We start from the raw sequence: 19,379 nt of genomic DNA, 5'->3' as shown, positions 1-19,379 counted from the left end.
TCATATACGGGGGCTGCACCCCCAGGTTCATCACTTTTGGAGGAGGAGAGTTCGATGGCTGTCAAGTATGTGTACTTTTTCGGCGATGGGAACGCCGAAGGCAAAGGGGACATGAAAAACCTGCTCGGAGGGAAGGGTGCCAATCTGGCGGAGATGACCGCCATTGGCCTGCCGGTCCCTCCCGGGTTCACGATCACCACCGAAGTCTGCACCGAATTCTACAAGAATGACCGTCAGTACCCCGCCTCACTCAAGGAGGAGGTGGCGGAACACCTCCGGAGAATCGAGACCTTGATGGGCAAGCGCCTGGGGGATGCGAAGAAGCCGCTGCTGGTTTCGGTGCGTTCCGGGGCGCGCGCCTCGATGCCCGGGATGATGGACACCGTCCTCAACCTCGGACTCAATGACCAGACCGTGCAGGGGGTGATCGAGCTCAGCGGCGACGAACGCTTCGCCTACGACTCCTACCGGCGCTTCATCCAGATGTACTCCAACGTCGTCCTCGGCATGGACGGCGATATTCTCGAGCATATCCTCGAGCAGGCCAAGGAGAAGCGAGGCGTTCATCAGGACACCGACCTCACCGCCGCCGATCTCAAGGAGATGGTCGGTCTCTTCAAGAACAAGGTCAAGGAGACCCTGGGACGGGAATTTCCCGGCGATCCCCAGGAACAGCTCTGGGGGGCGATCGGCGCGGTTTTCGGTTCCTGGATGAATCCCCGCGCCAACACCTACCGCAAGCTCAACAATATCCCCTCCGAGTGGGGGACCGCGGTCAATATCCAGTCGATGGTCTTCGGCAACATGGGGGACGACTGCGCGACCGGCGTCGCCTTTACCCGTAACCCGTCCACCGGCGAGCACCTCTTCTTCGGCGAATTCCTCGTCAACGCCCAGGGGGAGGATGTGGTCGCCGGAACCCGCACTCCGCAGCCGATCAACAAGGCCGGCGGCGACGGCTCCCTCCCGTCCATGGAGGAGGTGATGCCCGAGTGCTACGGCCAGCTGATGAAGGCCCAGCAGATCCTCGAGAAGCATTACCGGGACATGCAGGATATCGAGTTCACCATCGAAAAAGGGAAACTCTTCATGCTGCAGACCCGCAACGGCAAGCGCACCGCCAATGCTGCGGTGAAGATCGCCGTCGATATGGTCAAGGAGGGTCTGATCAGTGAGCGTGATGCGATCCTGCGGGTCGCCCCGGAGCAGCTCGACCAGCTCCTGCACCCCTCTCTCGACCCCTCGGCTCCCAAGACAGTGATTGCCAAGGGTCTCCCCGCCTCCCCCGGAGCCGCCAGCGGCGAGGTGGTCTTTTCCGCCGACGAGGCCGAAGCGGCGGCCCGCCTCGGTCTCAAGGTGATCCTCGTGCGCGTCGAGACGAGCCCCGAGGATATCCACGGCATGCACGCCGCCCAGGGGATCCTTACCGCCCGCGGCGGCATGACCTCCCACGCGGCGGTCGTCGCCCGCGGCATGGGCAAATGCTGCGTCGCCGGCTGCGGCGACATCAAGGTCGACTACAGGACCCAGCAGTTCGTCGCCCGTGACGGTTCGGTCATCGCCAAGGGGGACGTCATTACCCTCGACGGCTCCACCGGCGAAGTGATGAAGGGGCAGATTCCAACGGTCCAGGCCCAACTGACCGGCGAATTCGGGGAGTTGATGTCCTGGGTCGACAAGGTGCGCCGCCTCCGGGTCCGCGCCAACGCCGACACCCCCCACGATGCGGCGGTGGCCCGCAAATTCGGCGCCGAAGGGATCGGCCTGTGCCGCACCGAGCACATGTTCTTTGAGGCCGACCGGATCATGGCCGTGCGCGAGATGATCCTCTCCGAGGATATGGAGGGACGCAAGCGGGCCCTGTCGAAAATCCTCCCCATGCAGAAGGGGGATTTTCTCGGACTCTTCCGCGAAATGAAAGGGTTGCCGGTCACCATCCGCCTCCTCGATCCGCCGCTCCACGAGTTCCTCCCCCAGAACGACAAGGACATCGACGAGCTGGCCTCGGTGATGAAGGTCACCGCCCAGGATCTCAGGCACAAGGTCGAGTCCCTCCACGAATTCAACCCGATGCTCGGCCACCGCGGCTGTCGCCTGGGGATCACCTTCCCCGAGATCTACGACATGCAGGTGCAGGCGATCATGGAGGCCGCCTGCCAGCTGATCAAGGACGACGGCTTCGAAATTGTTCCGGAAATCATGATCCCGCTGGTCAGCGAGGTCAGGGAGCTGGCTATCCTCCGCGCCAACGCCGTGCGGGTGGCCGACGAGGTGATCGCCCGTTCCGGGGTCAAGGTGAGCTACCTGATCGGCACCATGATCGAACTCCCCCGGGCCGCCCTGACCGCCGATGCCATCGCCGTCGAGGCCGAATTTTTCTCCTTCGGCACCAACGACCTGACCCAGACCACTTACGGTCTTTCCCGGGATGATGCCGGCAAGTTCCTCCCCCTCTATGTCGAGCGGGAAATCTTCCCCACCGATCCCTTCGTCGCCCTCGACCAGAGCGGCGTCGGACAGCTGGTGGAGATCGGGTGCGTCAAGGGTCGCCAGACCCGCCCCAATATCAAGCTCGGCATCTGCGGCGAGCACGGCGGAGAGCCTTCGAGCGTGATCTTCTGCCACAAAATCGGCCTCGACTACGTTTCCTGCTCCCCCTTCCGGGTGCCGATTGCGCGCCTGGCCGCCGCCCATGCGGTGCTTCTCGAAAAATAGCCTGCGAAAAGATTGCCGGTTCACCGCGGGTCCCCGGATTGTTCTGTCCGGGGACCCGTTTTTTTAATTTCTGCCGGGGATGAGCAAGGGGAAGATCGCCGTCTCCCTCCCTTTTTGGCCGGAAGACGTGTAAATCCTTGTCGCCTGATGACCTCTTCCTGCGGGGGTAACCTTGACAGGGAACGGGGGGGGATGGTATAAATCAAGCGTTGTCGAAACATCCTCGATCGCCACAGGGGAAGGATTTCCCTTGTGGCTTTTTCGTCTCGAAATAAGGATAAGTATGAGCAGAAAGCCGCCGTCCGCAGGAGATTTCATCGACGCCCGTTGCACCCGCTGCCGGGTGATCACCAACCATACCATTGTCGCCATGGTCGCCGACAAGATCGTGCGTGTCCAGTGCAACACCTGCAACGGCATTCACAATTATCACACGCCCAAGGGACCCTCGGACAAGAAACCGCGCCCCTCGGCCGCGCCGACTTCCACGGCCGTTCGAGCGACCCGCAAGACGCTGGCCGCTGCCGTTTCCGCCGATCTGCAGGAATGGGCGGCCCTGAGCACCCATGCCGATCTCTCCCGGGCGATCCCCTATGACATGGAGCGGAGCTTCAAAGTCAACGACCTCCTGGTCCATCCGAGCTTCGGCGTCGGTCTGGTCAAGGTCGTCAGCAAGCCGAACAAGATGGAAGTCCTGTTCGAGGACGGCAAAAAGCTCCTGCGCTGCCGTATCTGATCTTCTCCCCGTTGTCAGAAGGGAATTTTTCGCTAGAATAGCCCTGTTGTTCGGGACGTTTCTAAAAGATTCCCCTGAGGAGAAGGACGATGGCGATCAGCGAGCGGCGGCGGGAACTCAAACGGAGGCGGCAGCAACAGGAGAAGCGGAGGCGTTGTCGGATCAAGGCGGGGTCCGCAGGCCGCAGGTCGACGGACCCTCAATTGCAGAGGCAGTCGGCTGGCAAGAAAGGGAATGAACAGGGGATTCCGGGGCTCGAGTAGCCCGGAGCGAGGGAGGGATATGGATCTGCCCTGCCTGCACGGCTGGAGACTGACCGGTCGCGAGGCCGTCGCCCTGCAGCGGGAGCTGGCCGAAAAGGTGGTGCTGGCCGACGGTCTCCCCCGCCCCGTACGCACGGTGGCAGGGGTCGACGTGTCCTACGAACGGAACGGCGACTCTTTTTTTGCCGCCGTGGTGGTTCTGGAACTTCCGGATTTCAAATTGATCGAGGAGGCCTCGGCTACGGGAAGGATGTCCTTCCCCTACGTCCCGGGCCTTCTCTCTTTCCGGGAACTCCCCGTTGTCCTCGATGCCTTCTCCGCGTTGCGGACCGTCCCCGATGCCGTCCTGGTCGACGGTCAGGGGATCGCCCATCCCCGTCGCTTCGGGATCGCCTGTCACCTCGGTCTCTGGACCGGCCTGCCGACGGTCGGTTGCGCCAAAAGCCGGCTCTGCGGCAGCCATTTGCCTCCCGCCCCTCACAAGGGGGACTGGGTTCCCCTCCTCCTCGACGGCGAGGCGGTCGGGGCGGTCCTCACCTCCCGCCGCGGCGTACGCCCCCTCTACATCTCCCCGGGGCACCGCACCGATCTCCCTTCCGCCCTGAGGCTGGTGCAGAGCTGTCTCGGCAGCTATCGCCTTCCCGAACCGACTCGCCTGGCCCATCTGCTGAGCAACCGTCTGCGACTCCAGGCCCGGAATTAACGGGGACGCAGCCCCCATCCCTTCAAGATTCTCCGTCGCTTTCCAGCAATCGCAGGATCTCCTCGGCCGCTTCGGCGTCGAGGGTCCCCTTCTTCAGTGCCAATTCCACCGTTTTTATCCCCAGGATGCGATAGATCTGGTCAACTCCCCCGGGGAGGTGGGCGATGGCCCTGAGATGCTTGCCGACGGTGCGCACGTCTCCCCGGGCGATGGGACCGGTCAGCGCCAACTTCGGGCCGAGAGCCGCCAGATTGCGTCCCGTCCCCCGCAAGAGCGGCGTCAGGTAGTGAAAGGCCTCCTCCTGGCCAAATCCGCAGGCGGAAAAAATCTGGCAGGCGGTGTCGACCAGGGTCACCATGTAATTGGAGGCGACGCAGGCGGCGGCGTGGTAGAGGGGTTTCTGCTCGGCAGAAAGGACCAGAGAGCGTCCGCCGAGATCGGCGACCAGCGCCTCGCCGAGGGGGATGACGTCCGGAGTTCCTTCCACGGCGAAGGTGGTCCCGGGGAGATTGCGCACCCCCATGACCGAATCGGCAAAGGTCTGCAGGGGATGGAGGGAGAGGGCCCGCAGGGGCGGACCCTCTTTGCCGAGAAGGATCGCCGCCGGATGGAGGCCGCTGAAATGAATCAGGGTGGCGCCCGGCCGGAGATGACCGTCGCGGCGCAGGGTGGCGGCCATGGCGCCGAGTTGATCGTCGGGAAGGGCCAGGAGGATCAGCTCCCCTTCTGCGACCCGGGAGAGGTCGGCCGACGCCGCATTGCGGCATCCGGCAAAGCGGGCCGCGGCCACCGCCCGTACCGGGTCGCGGCTGATGAGGGCCCGGAGATCGTATCCGGCATCGCAGAGGAGGCGGGCGATGGCCTGTCCCAGTCTCCCCGGTCCGATGAGGACCACCCGACCCTTCACTGGACGGAGACCTCGAGGTGCCCGACCCCTTCGATTTCGGCGTAGAGTCGGGCGCCGGAGGTGACGGGACCGACCCCGGCCGGGGTCCCGGTGAGGATGATGTCTCCCTCCTCGAGGGTGAAGACCGAGGAAACCTCGTGGATGATGGTCGGAATCCGGCGCATCATCAAGGCGGTGGAGGAGTCCTGGCGCATCCGGCCATCGACGGCGAGGGTGATGCGCAGGGCATGGGGATCGGCGATCTGCGAGGCCGGCACGAAGTCGGAGAGGGGGCAGGCGGTGTCGAAGCCCTTGGCGATGTCCCAGGGGAGTCCCTTCTGCTTCAAGGCGTTCTGCACGTCGCGCAGGGTCATGTCGATGGCGACGCCGTAGCCGGCGACATGGCTCATCGCCTCGTCTTGGCGGATGTTTTTGCCGTACTTGCCGATCAGGAGCGCCAGCTCGACTTCGTGGTGGCAGTCGTGGGAATAGGGGGGGATGACGACCTGTTCGCCGTCGCCGATGATGCTGCTGGACGGCTTGATGAAGAGGACGGCGCTGTCGGGGACTTCATTCCCGAGTTCCCTGATATGTTCGGAATAATTCCGGGCCAGGCAGACGATCTTGCCCACGGCGTAGGTTCGGGATGTGCCGAAGAGTCTGACGGTATGCATTGAGGAATTCCTCCCGGGGTGGAAAAGGGGGGTTAGTGGGTAATCCTAATTCCTGCGGTGAAAAGGTCAAGGGGGGCGGCGGAGTGACCGGGGTGTTTTTTTAGCTCCGGGCCCGGGGGAGGGCCCAGTTGTGGCGGATGGCCAGCAGGCGCAGGCCGATTACGGTCAGGGCGGCGACGAGGGCAGCCGCTCGCGGATCGACGGAGGTCTGGTGAAGGAGGAAGAGGAGCGCGCCGCCGGCCAGACAGGCCGAGGCGTAGACCTCCTTGCGCAGGATCAGGGGGATCTGGTTGGAGAGGACATCGCGCACCGCCCCTCCGGCCGTGGCGGTGATCACCCCCATCATCACCGCGCCGATAAAGCCCATGTGGTAATCGAGGGCCTTGCCGGTGCCGATGACCACGAAGGTGCCGAGTCCGATGGCGTCGAAGTAGAGAAGGGGGTGCTGGAGGAAGACGAGCCGGCGATGGAAGAAGAAGATTCCCAGGCCGACGGCGATGGAAATATAGAGGTAGGTTTCGTCCTTGAAGCAGAAAGGGGGGGAGTCGCCGAGGAGTATGTCGCGCAGGGTGCCGCCGCCGGTGGCCGTGACCACCGCCAGCACGAGAACGCCAAAGAGGTCCATCTTGCGGCGGATACCGGCCCAGGCCCCCGAGGCGGCGAAGGCGGCGGTACCGATGAGGTCGAGGGTATAGAGCAGATTCACAACAGTGTGTCCTCCGGGGGCGGAGAATAGCCGGTTCGCGAGGAAAAAGCAATAGGGGTGTCGAGGCGAAGCGCCCTGTGTTAGAATGCCTGGGCTAGGGCCCCTTCCGCTCCAGACTCTGCCGAAAAAGGACCCCCCCATGTTTCTTCCGGTCGGCGATATACCCAATCCCCGGGGAACCCCCTATCTCAACTACCTGCTCATCGGCGCCAACGTCGCCGTTTTCCTCCTCGTCACCCTCCCTCTGACCGTCGCCCGCCCCGATCTCACCGATCCCCTCCTGGTCGACTACCTGCGAGCCCTGGGGGCCCGGGGGGCGATCCCCCTGCAGTCGATCCTCGACCAGGTCTCCGCCTACGATCTCTTTGTATTCCGTTACGGTTTCCGTCCCGCCGAGCCCTCGGTGCTGACCCTCTTCACCGCCATGTTTCTCCACGGCAGCTGGCTGCACCTGGCGGGAAACATGCTCTTTCTCTGGATATTCGGCGACAATGTCGAATACCGGATCGGCCGTTTCGGCTACCTGCTGGCTTATCTCGGCGCCGGGGTGGCGGCCACTCTCTTCTTTGCCCTCTTCGCCTGGGACTCCCCGATCCCCCTGGTGGGCGCCTCGGGGGCGATCTCGGGGATTCTCGGGCTGTATTTCCTCTGGTTCCCGCGCAACCAGGTCAAGGTTTTCATCTTCCTCTTCCCCTTCATCATGAACATCTTTCTGGTGCCGGCCCGCTGGGTCCTCGGCATTTACCTGGTTCTGGACAATCTTATTCCCTTTCTGGTCAACGGCACGACGGGGAGCGGAGTCGCCCATGGGGCCCATATCGGCGGTTTTTTCGCCGGCCTGGCGCTGGCCTGGTGGGTCGACCGGGGAGCGAAGCGGACGAAGGGGGGCAACCCGGCCGGGGGAGGGAAAACTCCGACTGCGGACGGTCCCCCGTCGGCATCGATAGCCCGGCGGGTCCGCAGCGGCGACCTCCCCAGGGGGACGGCGGACTTTCTCGCTCTCGAGAGCCCCGAGGAGCGGCGGGAGGTGGACGGTGCCGACGTCCTGGCCATCGGCGACTTTCTTTTGCGCACCGGCGAACCTGACCGGGCTCTGGCCGTTTACCGCCGCTTTATTGCCGAGCGACCCGCCGCCCCCCTTCTCGACCGCGCCTACCTCGGGGCCGGAAAAGCTCTGCTGCACATGCCTCAGGGTCAGACCGGCGCCTACCAATATTTTCTCGGTGCCGTCGATGTGACCGACAGCCCCGAGGTGGCCGGCGAGGCCCGCCGCCATCTGCGAGCGATGGAGAGCCGCGGCCACCGGCGCTGAATCCAGAGCGAAAGGAACCTATTCCATGTACGGCTATTTCGACTACCAGGAACCGCTCTTTCGTCCCCCCTCGGAGGGTCGGTCGCTGATTTTTCAGGCCACCATCGGCTGTTCGCAGAACAGTTGCGCCTTTTGCGGCATGTACAAGATGAAGCGGTTCCGCATCCGCCCGGTCGCCGAACTTCTCGCCGAGATCAACCTTGTTCCCCTTCACCATCGCCCCCACATCCAGCGGGTCTTCCTCGCCGACGGCGATGCCCTGGTCTATCCCCAGGCCGGGCTGGTGACGATTCTTGAGGCCCTTGCCGCAGCCTTTCCGCACCTGAATCGGGTCGGGCTCTACGCCTCTCCCAACAGCCTGACCACCAAGAGCGTCGAGGAGCTGGAGGTGCTGCGGCAAAAAAAGGTGCGCATCCTCTACTTCGGGCTGGAGAGCGGGGATGCCGAGACCCTGGCCCTGGTGCGCAAGGGGTTTGACCCCGCCGAGATGCTGGCGCTGGCCCGCAAGGCCCAGACGGCGGGGCTCAAACTTTCGGTGACGGCCATTCTCGGCCTGGCCGGACGCCGGCGCAGCGCCGAGCATGCCGCCGCCACCGCTGCCTGGATCAACGCCCTCTCTCCCGAATATTTCTCTTTGCTGACGATGTTCCGCCGGCACAATGATGCCTATTTTAAGACCATCGAGCCCCTGAGCAACGGCGAGGTCATCGCCGAAGCGCTGGCCATCGTGCAGCGCCTGCACCCCCGGAAGACGATCCTGCGCTCCAATCACGTCTCCAACGCCCTTGAACTCTCCGGAAGCTACCCCAAGGATCGGGAGCGGATCATCTCCCAGGCCGAGGAGGCGCTGGCGGCTGCCCGGCGGCTGCCGCAATGGTTCCATGCTGTGCCGGACTACGAGGAAGAGCTCTACTGATCCCCTCCTCGGAACCTGCGCTGCCCGGGAAGGAGCCGCAGGGGAGGGGGCAGGGAGGCTCTCAGAAAGGAAAGACGAGGGGGATCAGGGCGGTGGAGAGAATCCAGATGCTGAAATTGAGTGCGGCTCCGGCCTTGGTGTAGTCGAGGAAATGGTACCCTCCGGGGCCCATGACCAGGGCGTTGGACTGGTGGCTGATCGGCGTCATGAAGCAGGAGGAGGCGGCGATGGCCACGGCCATGAAGAACGGTTTGGGGCTCACCGCCAGTTCGAGGGCGGTGTTGTAGGCGATGGGGGCGATGAGAACTGCTGCCGCGGCATGGCTCATGACTTCCGTCAGGACGGAGGTGAGGAGAAACAGGGCGCCGAGAACGATCCAGGGGCCGTAGGGACCGACGACGCCGATGAGGCCGTCGGCCAGGAAGCGCGCCGCGCCGCTGTTTTCCATGGCCATGCCCAGGGGGAGGGTGCCGGCGATGAGCATGATGATGGACCAGTCGATGCTTTCGTAAGCCTCCCGGGGGGTGAGGCAGCGCAGGAGAACCATGCCGACCGCCCCGAGGGTGGCGGAGAGCATGATCGGCAGGATCCCCAGGGCCGCCAGGAGAACGACTCCGCCGAGGATCAGGAGGGCGATGGGCGCCTTGCGGGGATAGTAGGAGACATTCGGTACGCCGCCGAGCAGGAGGAAATCGTGTTCCTTGCCGAGATGCAGGACTTTTTCTTCTGCCCCTTGCAGCAACAGGACATCGCCGAAGCGCAGCTCGACATGGTCGACTCTCTTGACGACCGGCGCCCCGCGGCGCCAGATGGCGAGAACGGTCAGCCCGTGGGTGTCGGCGAAGCGGACCTCGCGCAGGGTTTTTCCCACCAACTCGCTGGTCGGGGTGAGGCTCGCCTCGACCACCACCATCTCCTTGCTCTGTTTCGAGTCGAGGAGAACCGGGTTGTCCCGTTCCGGGACGACCTCCAGCCCCTTCTGCTTCCGGACCCTGAGGATCCCCTCGGGATTCCCTTCGATAAAGAGGATGTCTCCGATCCGCAGCTTGTGGTTGCGACGGGGATTGGGGATCTTTTTTTTCTCCCGCAGAATCCCCCTGACCTTGAGATTGAATTCCGAATCGAGGCCGCTTTCGGTAATTGTTTTGCCGGCCAGGGGGGAGTCGGCCTTGATCTCCACTTCGGTGATGTATTCCTTGACCTGGTAGGCCTCCGTCAGGGTGCCCGCCTTGCGTTTGGGGAGGAGATGGCGGCCGATAAAGGCCATATAGAGCGTGCCGGTGGCCACGATGGCCACACCGACCGGGGTGAAGTCGAACATGGAGAAACTCTCCCCGGTGTATTGCTCCATCAGGGCGTTCATCAGGATGTTCGGCGGCGTGCCGATCAGGGTGCAGACCCCCCCCATCAGGGAGCCGAAGGCCAGGGGCATGAGGAGTTTGGAGGGGGGGATGTTCGTTTTGCGGGCGATGGTGATGACAAGCGGCATGAGCACGGCGGTGGAGCCGATATTGTTGATGAAGGCCGAAAAGGTGGCCACCGTCAGCATGATGACGATGATGAGGCGGGTTTCGCTTGATCCGGCCACCTGCAGGAGTTTTTCGCCAAGCTTGCCGGTGGCGCCGGTGCTGGCGATGCTGGCGCTGATGACGAACATGGCGGCGACGGTGATCACCGCCGGATTGCTGAACCCGGAAAAGGCTTCCTCGACGGACACCAGGCCGGTGAGCCCGAGGGCCAGAAGGACCATCAGGCTGACCAGATCCATGCGGATCCATTCGGTGGCAAAAAGGGTGACAGCAATCGCCAGAATGATGAGGACGAGGACTATTTCCATGGGTATCCCGGATACAGGTGGTGAAAAGGATCTCGGTCCCTCGCGGCCCGCATAGCTACAGTTTAATGGACGGCAGGGAGTCCACAAGGCGGGCGGGTCAAATCTTCTTCAGGCGGGCGAGGATTTCGCGGGCGGCGCCGGCCGGGTCAGGGCGGGAGAGGATGGCAGAGATCAGGGCGATCCCCCGGACGCCGCTGTCGAGGACTTCGCTGATTCTGTGGAGTTGGATGCCGCCGAGGGCAAAGACCGGCAGGGGAGGGGCGATGCAGGCGCAGCGCAGGGCCTCGAGGCCGACCGGCTCGCCGTAGGGCGCCTTGGAGGCGGTGAAATAGACCGGACCGAAGGTGACGAAATCGGCCCCCTGGGAAGCGGCCCCGGCGATCTCCTCCAGACGGTGGGTGGAAACGCCGATCAATGGGGCGGGGCCGAGAAAGCGCCGGGCTTCGGCCGTCGGCAGGGAGTTGCCGCCGAGGTGGACGCCGTCGGCCCCGATGGCCAGGGCCAGGTCGATACGGTCGTTGATGAGCAGCCTGGCGCCGAACGCCCGGGTGAGGGCGCGCAGCTCCCTGGCCAGGGGGTAGAGCGCGGCATCGTCGAGGTCCTTCTCCCGCAGCTGGACCGCCCTCACCCCCCCTTCGAGAGCGGAAGTTACGGCCTCGATCAGGGTGCGCCCCGCCGGGAGCAGCAGCCGGTCGGTGATCAGATAGAGGGGAAAGTCGATCCGGGGCGGGGCATCCATGATCAGCAGCCGGCGCTTCTGTCGAGAAAGGCGCTGTCCCAGTCTTTCCACACCGGGTCGTATCCCCGGCTGCGCAAGAGCGCGCAGACTTCGGCGGGGGTGCGGTCGTCGTCGATGGCGAACTGCTCGGTGCTGCGGTCGCCGTCGGCGTAGCCGCCGGGGGCGGTGCAGGATCCGGCGCTCATCTGGGTGATCCCCAGGGGGAGGAGATTGTCGCGCAGCGCGGCGCTCTCGCGGGTGGAAAGGACGAGGCCGGCATCGGGCATCAGCAGGCGCATGGCGCAGATCAGTTGCACCAGGCTGCGGTCGGAGACCGGACTGGGGGGGGAGAAACCCCCTTCGGCCGGGCGCATCCGCGGAAAGGAGACGGAGATCTGGGTGCGCCAGAAGTTCCGGGAGAGGTAGAGGGCGTGCAGCCCGGTGAAGAAGGCATCGCTGCGGAAGTCGCCGAGCCCCTGGAGAAAACCGATGCCGATGCGGCGCAGACCGGCGGCCCCGGCCCTCTCCGGCGTGAGGAGGCGGAAATCGTAGTCGCGCTTCTTGCCGAAGGGGTGCAGCTGGCTGTAGAGAGCGCGGTCGTAGGTCTCCTGATAGACGGTGAGGCCGTCGACTCCGGCCTCGACCATCTGGGCGTACCCCGCCTCCTCCATGGGGTAGACCTCGATGGAGATGGAGCTGAACAGGGGGCGGATGCGCCGCGCCGCGGCGGCCAGGAGATCGTTGCCGACCTTGGCCGGGGCTTCTCCGGTCACCAGGAGGATGTGGCGGAACCCGAGGTTGTGGAGGATGCGGGCGTCCCGCTCGACTTCGTCGAGGGTCAGGGTGCGACGGGGGACCCTGTTGTGGGCGTTGAAGCCGCAGTAGAGGCAGCCGTTGCTGCATTCATTGGAGATGTAGAGGGGGGCGTAGAGGAGAATGGTGTTGCCGAAGCGTTGCCGGGTCAGGCGGTGCGCCTTCTGCGCCATGGCCTCGAGAAAACCTTCGGCGGCGGGGGAAATCAGCGCCATGAAATCGTCAGGGCGCAGCCGCTCGGAGGAGAGGGCGCGCTCGACGTCGCTGACCGTCTTGGCGGCGATCCCGGCGCGGACCTGTTCCGGATCATATTTATTGATTTCGTCGACGAAGGACACGGCATCAGTCTCCCAGGAATCCGGTCAGGGGACTCGACGCCTCGGCGCGGTCCTGTTGCCTGCCGAGTCCGGCCAGGTAGGCCTCGCGGCCGGCCTCGACCCCCTTTTTGAAGGCGATCCCCATCCCGCCGGGGTTGGCGCTGACGGCGAGGGCGGTGTTGACCAGGACGGCGTCGGCTCCCATTTCCATCGCTTCGGCGGCGTGGGACGGGGCGCCGAGTCCGGCGTCGACGATGACCGGAACGATCGCCTGTTCGATGATGATGGCGATGAGATCCCGGGTCCTGAGTCCCCTGTTGGAGCCGATGGGAGCGCCGAGGGGCATGACGGTGGCGGTACCGACTTCCTGCAGGCGCTTGGCCAGCACCGGGTCGGCATTGATGTAGGGGAGGACGATGAACCCTTCTTTGACCAGGATCTCGGCAGCCTTGAGGGTCTCGACGGGATCGGGGAGGAGGTAGTAGGGGTCGGGGGTGATCTCGAGCTTGACCCACGGCTCGCAGCCGGCGGCCCGGGCCAGACGGGCCAGGCGCACCGCCTCCTCGGCGTCGCGGGCGCCGCTGGTGTTGGGGAGGAGGAGATAGCGGTTGCGATCGATGTGGGAGAGCATGCTGTCGGCCGGATTGTCGATGTCGACGCGACGCAGGGCCACAGTGACGATCTCGGCTCCCGATCCTTCCATGGCTGAGACCATGGCGGCGTTGGAAGCGAATTTGCCTGTGCCGACCAGCAGGCGGGAATGGAAGCTGCGGCCGGCAATGATCAACGGATCCATTGGGTCATCCTCGGTGAAGGGTTTGGGGAATCAGGCGTTCGGTCGAAAATCTATCCGCCGCCGACGAACTGGACGATCTCCAGGGTGTCCCCCTCCTGCAGCAGGGTGGCACTGAGGCGATCCCGGGGGAGGATTGCCCGGTTGAATTCAACCGCGACGCGGGCGATCTCCATGTTCAGCGTTTCGAGGAGGGCGCCGACGGACGTTCCGGGGGCGACCTCCCGCTCTCGGCCATTAACGGTGATCATCATGGTTCTAAGGCTCTCCTGGGGTACTTAGAAATCGATGAAAGTTTAAATTTGCCACCAAGGCACCAAGTAAGGCTGGTTCCTTTCGTTGCTCTTCTTGGTGTCTCCGTGTCTTGGTGGCTAAACACCCTGCTTTTCTGTCGTTATTAAGGTGGATTTCTGTTGCGTCTTGCCCGAGACGCGGTTCTTCACCCCGGTTCTTCGCCGAGGAGGAGTCGCAGCACGGCGTTGGCCTGATGGTGGGCGGCGATGCCGACCCGGGGGGCCATCAGCCCTTCGCCGGGTCCGGCGGCCGACTCCAGATCGCCGACCAGATAGAAATTGCCGGCGGCGCGGCGGGTGGTCAGGGTGTTGGAAGGGCCGTATCCGGCCATTCCCGAGGCGGCGACCAGCGGCCTCCCGGGGCAGTATCCGAGAAAGGTTTCGACGAGCATGGCCTTCTGGTCGGCGCCGTCGAAGGCTTCGGTCAGAACGTCCACCTCGCCGAAGAGCTGCGGAATGTTGTCCGGGGTCAGGCGCAGGTTGTGGGCGGCAACCCTGACGTAGGGGTTGATCCGCGCCAGGTTCTCAGCCAGGGCCACGACCTTGGGGAGACCGATCTGGTCGATGAAATACTGCTGGCGGTTGAGATTGGACGGTTCGACGACGTCGAAGTCGGCGATGATCAGTGTCCCCACCCCGATCCGCGCCAGAGCGACGGCGATGGCGGAACCGAGGCCGCCGGCACCGGCGATACCGACGACAGAACGTTTGATCCGGGCGTGTACGCCCGGGGTGTGGCGGGCGGCCATCAACGCCTCGAGCTCATCGGCGTCGGGGCGCTCGCCGCGGCGTATCAGGACCACCCGGTCGCCGTCGCAGAGCCTTGCGTCGACGGTGGCGGGGAAGCCGTTGACGATCATCACGTCGGCGTCGGCCTTGAAACGCTGCCGCACCTGCAGGAGGGTGGCGTCGTCGGCCATTTCGGCTGATTTTTCGTTGATATGGATGCGCATAAACGTCAAAAGGGCCGCGAAAAGCGGCCCCAGCAAAGAGGTCTCCCTCTCCGATGTTCGCGCCGCTTCCCTACGCCGGTATGATCCGGATCAGGTTCAAAGGGTCGCCTTGCCGTTGCAAGGCTCTCAGTAGACTACTCCCCTAGGGCTTCGATCTCAAAATGTGACCTCACGTTACCAGCTGCCTCCCGGCCAAGTCAACTTTTTTAAGGGTTTTTATCGTTGTCAATGGTGGGGCTTTTGACTACCATGTTCCTTTTCCATTGCAGCCAAGGTCTTTGTCCCAGAGGGAGTCGTCAGACTATGAGTATATCGGATCGTTATCGGGAGCTGGTGCGGGATATCGAGGGGTACGGAATGGAGCTGGCGGCCGTCGTCGGTGCCGGGCGGGCGGAGGTGGAGAGCTACAATCAGGGGGTCCAGGGACTGCGTGAGCTGCAGGAGCAGGTGGGGGAAATCCCCCGAATCAAGCTAGAATCCCAGCTCACTCCGGTCCTCCTCAAGGCCCACACCCAGCTCGACCGGGCGCGAATTTTTCTCGATGAGCAGGGAGAGGAGGATCGCGCCGCCGCCATCTGGGAACTGGAGCAGCGCATTTACCGTCTCCTCAACGATCTCTAGGAGAGGCGCCCGTCGTTCTAGGCCTTGAGCACCGCCCGGTGCCAGGCGTCGAGGAGTTCGCCGCGCTCTTCGGGTGCCATCTGCGGCAGGAAGCGCCGCTCTTCGCTCCAGGCGGCGGACAGGGCCGCGACGTCGGTCCAGAAGCCGCATCCGAGACCGGCAAGCATCGCCGCCCCCAGGGCGGTGGTTTCCACCATCGACGGGCGAACCACGGTGAGCCCGGAGAGGTCGGCCTGCAGCTGCATGAGGAGGTTGTTGTGGGCGGCGCCGCCGTCGACCTTGAGAAGGACCATCGGTTGTCCGCGGTCCTCCCCCATCGCTCCGGCCAGGTCGCAGATCTGCAGGGCGATGCCTTCGAGGGTCGCCCGGGCCAGATGGGCCGCCGTCGTTCCCCGGGTGATGCCGCTGATCGTCCCCCGCGCCTCGCTGCGCCAGTGGGGGGCGCCGAGACCGGTCAGGGCCGGGACGAAGATTATCCCGCCGCTGTCGGGGACGCTGGATGCCAACGCTTCGATGTCGGAGGCGGCCGGGATCACCCCGAGTCCGTCGCGCAGCCACTGCACCGCGGCCCCGGCGATGAAGGCGCTCCCTTCCAGGGCGTAGCTGGTCCGTCCCCCCAGTTGCCAGGCCACGGTGGTCAGCAGGCCGTTTTGGCTGCGGACGATCTCCTCCCCGGTGTTCTCGAGGAGAAAGGCACCGGTGCCGTAGGTGCACTTGGCCTCGCCGGCGTTGAAACAGGCCTGGCCGAAGAGGGCCGCCTGCTGGTCGCCGGCCATGCCGGAGACGACAATGCCGTCGGGGAGGAATTCCAGCCCCCGGGTTTGGCCGTAGGGGGACGAGGAGGGGACGATTTCCGGCAGGAGCGCTCCGGGAACTTCGAGCAGCTCCACGAGCTCCTCATCCCAGGAGAGGTCCTCCAGATTCATCATCAGGGTGCGCGAGGCGTTGGAGACGTCGGTGACGTGGTTGGCGCCGCCGGTCAGGCGCCAGACCAGGAAGGTGTCGATGGTGCCGAAGGCCAGTTCCCCCGCCAGGGCGCGGCGGTGCAGTTCGGGACCGTCGCGCAGCAGCCAGGTCAGCTTGGTCCCCGAGAAGTAGGGATCGAGAAGGAGCCCGGTCTTTTGACGGAAGCGTTCCTCCAGCCCCCGGTTTTTCAACTCTTCGCAGATCTCGGCGCTGCGCCGGCACTGCCAGACGATGGCGTTGGCGACCGGCCGGCCGCTGCTGCGCTCCCAGAGGAGGGTCGTCTCGCGCTGGTTGGTGATGCCGATACCGGCCAGGGCTCCCGGCTTGATATGGCCGTTCTGCAGGGCGCGGCGGACGGCCTGCTGCACCGAAAACCAGATCTCTTCCGGATCGTGTTCCACCCATCCCGGCCTCGGGAAGTGCTGGGGAAAATCGACGGTGGCCCGGCCGCGGACCCGCAGCTGGCGGTCGATCAGCAGGGCGGTGGTCCCGGTGGTCCCCTGGTCGATGGCCAGAATGAATTTTTCCATGAACGGCTCCTTTAATCCGACAGCACCCCTATTATAGGGGGAGACGGAAGAGAGTCAAGGTGGCATGGATGTTGCTCCCATCGTGTCACGCACCCTCTTTCCGTCCGGGCTCCCATTCCAATCCGTCCGCTCATCTTTCGGGGCGACGAGACAGGTCAAATCATGCATAGAAAACTGAGCAACATCTTTTACGAAGTCCGGGATCCCATCCTCGGCTGGGACGACATCGGCGGCTACGCCGACGTCAAGGAAACCCTCAAGGAGATGGTCTGTCTCCCCCTGCAAAAGCCCGAACTCCTCAGGCAGCACAACCTGGGGATTCCCGCCGGAGTCATGCTCTGGGGCCCCCTCGGCACCGGAATCACCATGCTCGCCGAAGCCTGCGCCAGGGAGGCGGGGGTCAGCTTCGTCTATATCTCCGGGCAGGAGATGCTCGGCAAGGGGCCGGAGCTCGTCGAGGCCTTCGACTGTGCCATCCATGAAGCCCCCTGCGTTCTCTTCATCTCCGACTGCGAGTGGCTGGCGCCGCGGGCCGGGTGCGACTACGAGTGGAGTCCGGGGAACCTGCGCGCCGTGCCGCCGACCTTTGCCGACAAGGATCTGACACGGCTCTTCATCGAGCAGGTCGACCGCATCAACCAGGTCCCGAACGTCATGCTCCTCGGGTCCTGCTACCGCATCGACACCGTCGACCAGGCGCTGATCAAGGAGAAAAAGCGCTACAACCGCAAGGTCTTCGTTCACCCCCCCACCGCCGTCGATCGCCGCGGGATGCTCGATATCTACATGGACAAAATGCCCAATCTGGCCCCGGGGATCGACCGTCAGGAGCTCTCGGAACTGAGCGAGGGGTACGTCGGCTGGGATATCGAGAGCCTCTGCAAGCGGGCCACGGTCAACGCCATCAAGACCGACAGCCCTACGGTGACCCGCGAGCATTTTCTTCGGGCCGTCAAGGAGGTCCGCTGTTTTCTCACCCCGGACATGACCGCCAAGTACCACCAGATTCGTGATACCGACTGTCCGCATCACTATGAATTCTGAAGGGGGAACGTTCCCCGGGGCGGTGCCGCCGGAGCTCTTTGAGGAGATCTATCGCCGTCACGGCCACCGCTGCCCGATGAGCACGCTCGGCGGTCGTCTCGGCTACGCCGTATTCCGGCATCTGGCCGCCGATCCCGATGAGGATCTCCTGGCCATCTACCATACCCGGACCTGCGCCCTGGACGGCATCGGAGTCGCCACCGGCTGCACCCTGGCCGCCGGCAACCTCCTGGTCCGCGAGGAAGGGAGGCACGCCCTGACGCTGGTGCGCCGTCAGGACGGCGGGGGGGTCGAAGCGACCCTCAGTGCGGAAGCCCTCGCCATCGCCGGGGAGTACCGGAAGGTCAGCGAGGTTCTGGAGCGGGAGCGCCCGGGACTCTCGGGAGAGGAACTCAGGGAGCGGGAAGGCCGACGGGAGGCGATCCTCGAGGGGGTGCTGGTCAGGCTCCGCGGCGAGGACGAAGAAAATCTCCTCGAAGTGCGTCCCGTCCTTTCCGATCCCGAAGCTCTCGGGGTGGACGGTCGCCATGCCTGAATCGATTCTGCTGCAGATCCTCACCGTCATCGGCGACGAAATCGCCCGGATGTGGTGGTTTTTTCTTCTCTCGGTGGTCCTTGTCGGCGTCATCAAGGGGTACCGTCTCGATCTGCGGCTGCGTGACTACGTCAACCGCGCCGGATCCTACGGGATCGTTCTGGCCGTCGGCGTCGGCATGGTCTCTCCCCTCTGCGCCTGCGGCATCCTGCCGGTGGTGATCTCCCTGGCGATGCTCGGCACCCCCCTGGCGCCCCTCATCGCCCTGCTGGTGACCTCGCCGATCATGGGTCCGGATGCCCTCTTGCTGACCTACAGCGGCCTCGGCCTCAAATGGGCCGTGCTCAAATTCCTCGGCGCCGGGGTCCTCGGCCTTTCGGCCGGACTCGTCGTCCAGGCGCTGGTCAGACAGGGTTTTCTCGCCGGGGATCAGGTCACCCTGCGCCCCGTCCATCGGGAAGACGGCACCCTGGCCAGCGCCTACGAGATCGGCTCGGCCAACGGCGTGGCGGTGCGCACCATGACCATCGTTCCACGGGCGAGCCGGCTGCGCTTCATCTGCGACCGGACCCTCGACGCCGCCCTGTTCGTCGGCAAGTACCTGCTGCTGGCCATCGTTCTCGAGGCCCTGATCGTCACCCTCGTCCCCCTCTCCTGGATCACCCTGCTGGTGGGGCAGAAAAGTTTCGTCTCGGTGCTGCTGGCCGGACTCATCGGGCTGCCGCTGCCGACCAATCAGATTCCGATCATTCCCATCCTCGCCGGACTCCTGGAGCGGGGGATCGACCACGGCGCCGCCCTGACCCTCCTGATGGCCGGGCCGGTTTCCAGTCTCCCGGCCATCCTCGCCCTGTGGGGGATGTTCCGCCGCCGGGTGGTTCTGGTCTACCTCGGGGTGAGCCTTGGCGGGGCGGTCCTTCTCGGCTGGGGGTATCAGTTGTTCAGCTGATGGACTTCTGACGCTCCAACCTGTCCCGGTGACGGGTTTCTGCCAGAAGCGGGTGGGCGCGTTTTTTGCAGAACATCCCGCCCGAGGGCGTTTTGCTGG

The 19,379-nt window shown here is 64.6% G+C and carries 19 protein-coding genes and 1 riboswitch; of the genes, 9 read left to right on the top strand and 10 right to left on the bottom strand.

Features of this window, described 5'->3' with window-relative positions:
* The first annotated feature begins 54 nt into the window (after positions 1-54).
* From ppdK to nfi, 3 genes are all read left to right on the top strand, one after another.
* Positions 55-2,715, top strand: coding sequence for a pyruvate, phosphate dikinase (gene ppdK, locus DSOUD_RS14755; protein ID WP_053551729.1), 2,661 nt, complete (start codon positions 55-57; stop codon positions 2,713-2,715).
* Between the two features lie 283 nt (positions 2,716-2,998).
* On the top strand, positions 2,999-3,451 hold the full coding sequence (locus tag DSOUD_RS14750; protein WP_053551728.1) for a hypothetical protein: 453 nt from the start codon (positions 2,999-3,001) through the stop codon (positions 3,449-3,451).
* A 282-nt stretch (positions 3,452-3,733) separates the two neighbouring features.
* Positions 3,734-4,417: a deoxyribonuclease V gene (gene nfi / locus DSOUD_RS14745; protein ID WP_053551727.1), complete on the top strand. Its 684-nt coding sequence runs from the start codon at positions 3,734-3,736 to the stop codon at positions 4,415-4,417.
* A 22-nt stretch (positions 4,418-4,439) separates the two neighbouring features.
* Here nfi and DSOUD_RS14740 read toward each other — a convergent pair whose 3' ends face one another.
* From DSOUD_RS14740 to DSOUD_RS14730, 3 genes are all read right to left on the bottom strand, one after another.
* Entirely contained in the window at positions 4,440-5,312 is an 873-nt protein-coding gene (locus tag DSOUD_RS14740) for a Rossmann-like and DUF2520 domain-containing protein (protein WP_198300324.1), read from the bottom strand.
* An 8-nt stretch (positions 5,313-5,320) separates the two neighbouring features.
* Entirely contained in the window at positions 5,321-5,977 is a 657-nt protein-coding gene (locus DSOUD_RS14735) for a fumarylacetoacetate hydrolase family protein (protein WP_053551725.1), read from the bottom strand.
* Between the two features lie 100 nt (positions 5,978-6,077).
* On the bottom strand, positions 6,078-6,683 hold the full coding sequence (locus DSOUD_RS14730; RefSeq protein ID WP_053551724.1) for a trimeric intracellular cation channel family protein: 606 nt from the start codon (positions 6,681-6,683) through the stop codon (positions 6,078-6,080).
* Between the two features lie 139 nt (positions 6,684-6,822).
* Between DSOUD_RS14730 and DSOUD_RS14725 the strand changes: the two genes are divergently transcribed.
* The gene (locus DSOUD_RS14725) at positions 6,823-7,995 is read left to right on the top strand and encodes a rhomboid family intramembrane serine protease (RefSeq protein WP_053551723.1); all 1,173 of its coding nucleotides are present in this window, start codon (positions 6,823-6,825) and stop codon (positions 7,993-7,995) included.
* A 25-nt stretch (positions 7,996-8,020) separates the two neighbouring features.
* Positions 8,021-8,911: a radical SAM protein gene (locus tag DSOUD_RS14720; protein WP_053551722.1), complete on the top strand. Its 891-nt coding sequence runs from the start codon at positions 8,021-8,023 to the stop codon at positions 8,909-8,911.
* Positions 8,912-8,972: 61 nt separating this feature from the next.
* Here DSOUD_RS14720 and DSOUD_RS14715 read toward each other — a convergent pair whose 3' ends face one another.
* The 6 genes from DSOUD_RS14715 to thiF form a co-directional block, all read right to left on the bottom strand.
* Positions 8,973-10,748, bottom strand: a complete 1,776-nt coding sequence (locus DSOUD_RS14715) for an SLC13 family permease (RefSeq protein WP_053551721.1) — start codon at positions 10,746-10,748, stop codon at positions 8,973-8,975.
* 97 nt (positions 10,749-10,845) lie between these two features.
* A complete protein-coding gene (thiE, locus tag DSOUD_RS14710) occupies positions 10,846-11,487 on the bottom strand; it encodes a thiamine phosphate synthase (RefSeq protein WP_053551720.1) in 642 nt (213 codons plus the stop codon).
* 2 nt (positions 11,488-11,489) lie between these two features.
* Positions 11,490-12,617, bottom strand: coding sequence for a 2-iminoacetate synthase ThiH (gene thiH / locus DSOUD_RS14705; RefSeq protein WP_053551719.1), 1,128 nt, complete (start codon positions 12,615-12,617; stop codon positions 11,490-11,492).
* A 4-nt stretch (positions 12,618-12,621) separates the two neighbouring features.
* Complete coding sequence (locus tag DSOUD_RS14700) at positions 12,622-13,392, bottom strand: thiazole synthase (protein WP_053551718.1); 771 nt, start codon at positions 13,390-13,392, stop codon at positions 12,622-12,624.
* A gap of 50 nt (positions 13,393-13,442) precedes the next feature.
* A complete protein-coding gene (thiS, locus tag DSOUD_RS14695) occupies positions 13,443-13,643 on the bottom strand; it encodes a sulfur carrier protein ThiS (RefSeq protein WP_082351302.1) in 201 nt (66 codons plus the stop codon).
* A 185-nt stretch (positions 13,644-13,828) separates the two neighbouring features.
* The gene (gene thiF, locus DSOUD_RS14690; protein ID WP_053552403.1) at positions 13,829-14,635 is read right to left on the bottom strand and encodes a sulfur carrier protein ThiS adenylyltransferase ThiF; all 807 of its coding nucleotides are present in this window, start codon (positions 14,633-14,635) and stop codon (positions 13,829-13,831) included.
* Between the two features lie 50 nt (positions 14,636-14,685).
* Positions 14,686-14,789, bottom strand: a riboswitch (TPP riboswitch).
* A gap of 149 nt (positions 14,790-14,938) precedes the next feature.
* On the opposite strand from thiF, the gene DSOUD_RS14685 reads away from it, so the two are divergent.
* Positions 14,939-15,256 (top strand): hypothetical protein, encoded by a 318-nt coding sequence (locus tag DSOUD_RS14685; protein WP_053551717.1) that lies wholly within the window; start codon positions 14,939-14,941, stop codon positions 15,254-15,256.
* Between the two features lie 17 nt (positions 15,257-15,273).
* Here the strand turns inward: DSOUD_RS14685 and glpK are convergent, their stop codons facing one another.
* On the bottom strand, positions 15,274-16,752 hold the full coding sequence (gene glpK / locus DSOUD_RS14680; protein ID WP_053551716.1) for a glycerol kinase GlpK: 1,479 nt from the start codon (positions 16,750-16,752) through the stop codon (positions 15,274-15,276).
* 162 nt (positions 16,753-16,914) lie between these two features.
* Here glpK and DSOUD_RS14675 point away from each other — a divergent pair, with 162 nt between their 5' ends.
* From DSOUD_RS14675 to DSOUD_RS14665, 3 genes are read left to right on the top strand one after another with little or no spacing between them, the layout of a single operon-like run.
* Positions 16,915-17,796, top strand: a complete 882-nt coding sequence (locus DSOUD_RS14675) for an AAA family ATPase (protein ID WP_053551715.1) — start codon at positions 16,915-16,917, stop codon at positions 17,794-17,796.
* Positions 17,786-18,331 (top strand): formylmethanofuran dehydrogenase subunit E family protein, encoded by a 546-nt coding sequence (locus DSOUD_RS14670; RefSeq protein WP_082351301.1) that lies wholly within the window; start codon positions 17,786-17,788, stop codon positions 18,329-18,331. The genes DSOUD_RS14675 and DSOUD_RS14670 overlap by 11 nt, the downstream gene beginning before the upstream one ends.
* Entirely contained in the window at positions 18,324-19,280 is a 957-nt protein-coding gene (locus DSOUD_RS14665) for a permease (protein ID WP_053551713.1), read from the top strand. The genes DSOUD_RS14670 and DSOUD_RS14665 overlap by 8 nt, the downstream gene beginning before the upstream one ends.
* The last annotated feature ends 99 nt before the right edge of the window (positions 19,281-19,379 follow it).

It is taken from the genome of Desulfuromonas soudanensis (genome assembly GCF_001278055.1).
In the GTDB taxonomy this organism is placed as follows: domain Bacteria; phylum Desulfobacterota; class Desulfuromonadia; order Desulfuromonadales; family WTL; genus Deferrimonas; species Deferrimonas soudanensis.
Note: the sequence above shows the minus strand (reverse complement) of the source record. Positions and strands in the feature narration are given on the sequence as shown.